The sequence below is a fragment of the Actinotalea sp. genome (assembly GCF_041597215.1).
GTDB lineage: Bacteria > Actinomycetota > Actinomycetes > Actinomycetales > Cellulomonadaceae > Actinotalea.
In genome coordinates, this window is sequence record NZ_JBFHHB010000271.1 from 1 (window position 1) to 4,075 (window position 4,075).

Genomic DNA, 4,075 nt, shown 5'->3' on the forward strand with positions numbered 1-4,075 from the left:
CCGGACGTTGGAGGGTGCTCATCGGACGGCTCCGATCCTCGGGCGGGTGTGGGACGTCGAGCACGCGGGGGCGGGGTGGGCGGTGGGCACCCGGATCAGACCCGGACGGACCCGGCGCGACGCCGGGTGATCGCCGCGACGTAGTGGTCCATCAGCTGTTCGCACACCACTGGCCAGGTGCGCGAACGCACCGCCTCCTGCGCGGCGCGGCCCATCGCCCGCCTCTTGGCCGCGTCGCCCGCCAGGTCGGCGACCCGCGCGGTCAGCGCGTCCAGGTCTCCCGGGGGGTAGAGCCAGCCGGTGCGGCTCGGTTCGACGAGCTCGGCCACCCCGCCGGCACCGACGGCCACCACGGGGACCCCGCTCGCCATCGCCTCCTGCGCTGACTGGCAGAAGGTCTCGTAGGGGCCCGTCTGCACCGCGATGTCGAGCGAGGCGACCGCACGCGAGAGCGCCGGGCCGGTCAGTTGCCCCAGGAACGACGCTCGGGGAAGGGCGCCGCGCAGCGCCGCCTCCTCGGGCCCTGCGCCGACGACCACGACGCGGACGCCGTCGAGCGCGTCCACCCCGCGCAGGTCCTCGATCTGCTTCTCGGCGGCGAGTCGTCCGACGAAACCGACGAGGACCTCTCCGCGCGGGGCCAGCCGGCGCCGCCATCGCGCGTCACGGTGCCGAGGGCTGAATGCCGCGGTGTCCACTCCGCGGCGCCACAGGTGCACGCGGTCGACCCCGTGCTCGGCCAGGTCGGTCGCGGCGATCGTGGACGGGGCGAGCGTGCGGTCCGCGTGGTCGTGGATGGACCGGACCCAGCGCCAGGTCGCATCCGCCGCGCCGGGGAACCCGTAGCGCTGAGCGAACCCGGCGATGTCGGTCTGGTAGACCGCCACCACGGGGAGGTCCAGGCGGCCGGCCGCACGAACGGCGGGGTTGCCGGTGGTGAACGGCGAGGCGAGGTGCACCACGTCCGGGGCGAAGGCCTCGAGCTCTCGAGCGATGGCACGTGCGGTCGGCACTCCCAGCCGGAACTGCGTGTATCCGGGCAACGGGATGGAGCGCAGCGCGACGACGCGGGCCCCGTGCACCCGGCGCGGGGGATCTCCGGGGGCCAGGACCAGGGCGTCGTGACCCTCGCGCCGGAGGTGTCGCAGGACCTGCAGGACGGAGTTCGTGACCCCGTTCACCTGCGGGAGGAACGACTCGGTGACGATCGCGACGCGCACAGGGTCCAGGTCACCAGGGGCGGGTGCCCGCACGGTGACGCCAGGGGGGCGTACGGATGACCAGGAGTCGAACGCTCCGCCGTCGCTTCAGGCATCGCCCCGGGTGCACAGTGCGATCGCTCCGGCACGTTGGACAGCTCCGCCACCGGAGGGAGACAGTTGCGGGGCCCGGCGGGGTCACCCGCGCGAGGCCAGGGCCACGACGACGAGGAGTCCCTCATGGAGTACAGGCAGCTCGGTCGCTCGGGACTGCGGGTCTCGACCTTCACCCTCGGCACGATGGGCTTCGGCGGCACCGGCTGGGCGAGCGTGATCGGTCAGATCGGCGTCGAGGGCGCGCGTGAGCAGCTCGACGTCGCGCACGAGGCGGGGGTCAACCTCGTCGACACGGCCGACGTCTACTCCGACGGCGCCTCGGAGGAGATCCTGGGCAAGGCGCTCGGCGCCAAGCGCGACGAGTGGCTCGTGGCGACCAAGGCGCGCATGGCCATGGGCGCCGGGCCGAACGATGCGGGCCTGTCGCGGCACCACCTCGTGCGTGCGGTCGAGGCGAGCCTTCGCCGGCTGGGCACGGATCACATCGACCTGTACCAGGTGCACGAGTGGGACGGGATCACCCCGCTGGAGGAGACCCTCAGCGCCCTCGACGACATGGTGCGCAGCGGGAAGGTCCGCTACATCGGGGTCTCGAACTACTCCGCCTGGCACCTGATGAAGGCGCTCGGCGTCTCGACCCTGCGGGGGTACGAACGCTTCGTCAGCCAGCAGATCTACTACTCGCTGCACAACCGGCATCCCGAGGACGAGCTCGTGCCCGTCACCCTCGACCAGGGGCTCGGCGTCCTCGTGTGGAGCCCGCTCGCCGGGGGGCTGCTCTCCGGCAAGTACCGCAGGGACGGCTCCGCACCCGAGGGCAGCCGTCACCTGACCGACTGGTCCGAGCCGCCGGTGCACGACGAGGCCACGCTCTACGACATCATCGAGACCGCCGTCGCGATCGGCGCGGACCACGGCGTCTCGGCGGCGCGGGTCAGCCTCGCGTGGACCTTGACCAAGCCGGGGGTGACCTCGCTCATCGTCGGGGCGCGCACCACCGAGCAGCTGCGCGACAGCCTCGCCGCCGGCGACCTCGTGCTGAGCGCCGAGGAGATCGCGCGGCTGGACGCCGTGAGCGCCGAGCCGTTGAGGTACCCGCTGTGGCACCAGGCGCAGACCGCTGCCGATCGCCTCGGCCCTGCCGACCTGCCCCGGCTGCGGCCCTACCTGCGCTGAGGTCCGTCGCCAGCAGGGTCCTGACGGGGGCGGGCTCGACGCCGGTACGGGTCTTCGGCAGGGGCGGCTCGGGTGCTGTGACCCACCGCGCCGTCGCGGCCGCTGCAGAGGTCCCGCTCGGCTCGACGACCTCCTCGTCACCGATCGCAACGACCTGCTCCTGCAGCCGATGGCGCATGCCCGGGCCGCCGAGTCGACGTCCGCAGCCTGGAGACGGGCACGCCGACCATGGCACGCCGACCATGGCACGCCCGTCGAACCGGGCGCGCCACTACCGCGTCCCGGGCGGCTTCGACCTCACCTGGGCCCTGACGTGGGTCCCCACCGTCCTCCTCGCACTCGCCGCTGTGTTCTTCGTGTGGAACCCCTGGGACTTCTCCTTCGCGGTGACCGGTTCGATCCTCGTGGGCGTTGCCGTGACCGTCGGCTTCCAGGAGTACTTCTGCTGGAAGTCCCCGCAGTGGACCCGCCGCAGCTCGGGCGTGGCGAGGACCCCGATACCCTGCGTCGTCAGTTCGCTGACGTCGAGAACTGATCACGAGAGGCTGACGCATCATGGCTCGCACCATCGACTCGACCCCTGCGGCTGACGGCTACCGGATGCCGGGGGAGTGGGCGCACCACAGCGGAGCCTGGCTCCTCTGGCCGGAGCGCCCGGACAACTGGCGGCTCGGCGGCAAGCCCGCCCAGGCGGCCTTCGCCGCGGTCGCCACCGCGATCGCGCAGACCGAGCAGGTCACGGTTGCGGTCTCGGCCCGCCAGTACGACAACGCACGAAGCGAGCTGCCCGAGCAGATCCGGGTCGTGGAGATGTCCAACGACGACTCCTGGATCCGCGACTGCGGGCCGACCTTCGTCGTCGACGACCAGGGTGACGTCCGTGGCGTGGACTGGGACTTCAACGCCTGGGGCGGGCTGGTCGACGGCCTGTACTTCCCCTGGGCGCAGGACGACGCCGTGGCCCGCAAGGTCTGCGAGATCGAGGGTGCCGACCGCTACAAGGCGCCGTTCGTCCTGGAGGGCGGCGCGATCGACGTCGACGGCGAGGGGACACTCCTGGTCACCGAGGAGTGCCTGCTCTCCGAGGGGCGCAACCCGGACAAGTCCCGGGAGGAGATCGAGGCGCTGCTCAAGGACTACCTCGGCGTCGAGGTCGTCATCTGGCTCCCGTACGGCGTGTACCTCGACGAGACGAACGGGCACATCGACAACTTCTGCCGGTTCACCCGCCCCGGCCAGGTCATGCTCACCTGGACGGACGACGAGACCGACCCGCAGTACGAGCGGTCCATGGCTGCCCTGACGATCCTCGAGTCCCTCACGGACGCGAAGGGCCGCACGCTCGAGGTGGTCAAGCTCCAGCAGCCCGGACCGGTGTTCATCACCGCGGAGGAGGCGGCCGGCGTCGACGCCGTGCAGGGCACGCTCCCGCGCGAGGAGGGGGACCGGCTCGCCGGCTCCTACGTGAACTCCTACATCGGCAACGACATCGTCGTGCTGCCGGTCTTCGACGACCAGCACGACGACGCCGCGGTCGCCGCCTACACCGAGATGTTCGCCCCGCGCCGGGTCGTGACCGTGCC

At 72.0% G+C, this 4,075-nt stretch carries 4 protein-coding genes; 3 read left to right on the forward strand and 1 reads right to left on the reverse strand.

The window, feature by feature from the left end; all coding sequences use genetic code 11:
- Positions 1-95: 95 nt before the first annotated feature.
- Positions 96-1,220, reverse strand: a complete 1,125-nt coding sequence (locus ABWK99_RS14370) for a glycosyltransferase family 4 protein (RefSeq protein ID WP_372595385.1) — start codon at positions 1,218-1,220, stop codon at positions 96-98.
- 219 nt (positions 1,221-1,439) lie between these two features.
- Between ABWK99_RS14370 and ABWK99_RS14375 the strand changes: the two genes are divergently transcribed.
- The 3 genes from ABWK99_RS14375 to aguA all read left to right on the forward strand — a co-directional run.
- Positions 1,440-2,492, forward strand: coding sequence for an aldo/keto reductase (locus tag ABWK99_RS14375; protein WP_372595386.1), 1,053 nt, complete (start codon positions 1,440-1,442; stop codon positions 2,490-2,492).
- Positions 2,493-2,734: 242 nt separating this feature from the next.
- Positions 2,735-3,082 (forward strand): hypothetical protein, encoded by a 348-nt coding sequence (locus tag ABWK99_RS14380; RefSeq protein ID WP_372595387.1) that lies wholly within the window; start codon positions 2,735-2,737, stop codon positions 3,080-3,082.
- The coding region (gene aguA / locus ABWK99_RS14385; RefSeq protein WP_372595388.1) for an agmatine deiminase at positions 3,048-4,075 on the forward strand (1,028 nt) is incomplete at its 3' end. The genes ABWK99_RS14380 and aguA, both read left to right, overlap by 35 nt.

Excerpts from the sequence above, each read along its gene's own strand:
- ABWK99_RS14380 (WP_372595387.1), top strand. The coding sequence starts at position 2,735 with ATGGCACGCCCGTCGAACCGGGCGCGCCACTACCGCGTCCCGGGCGGC.
- ABWK99_RS14375 (WP_372595386.1), top strand. The coding sequence starts at position 1,440 with ATGGAGTACAGGCAGCTCGGTCGCTCGGGACTGCGGGTCTCGACCTTC.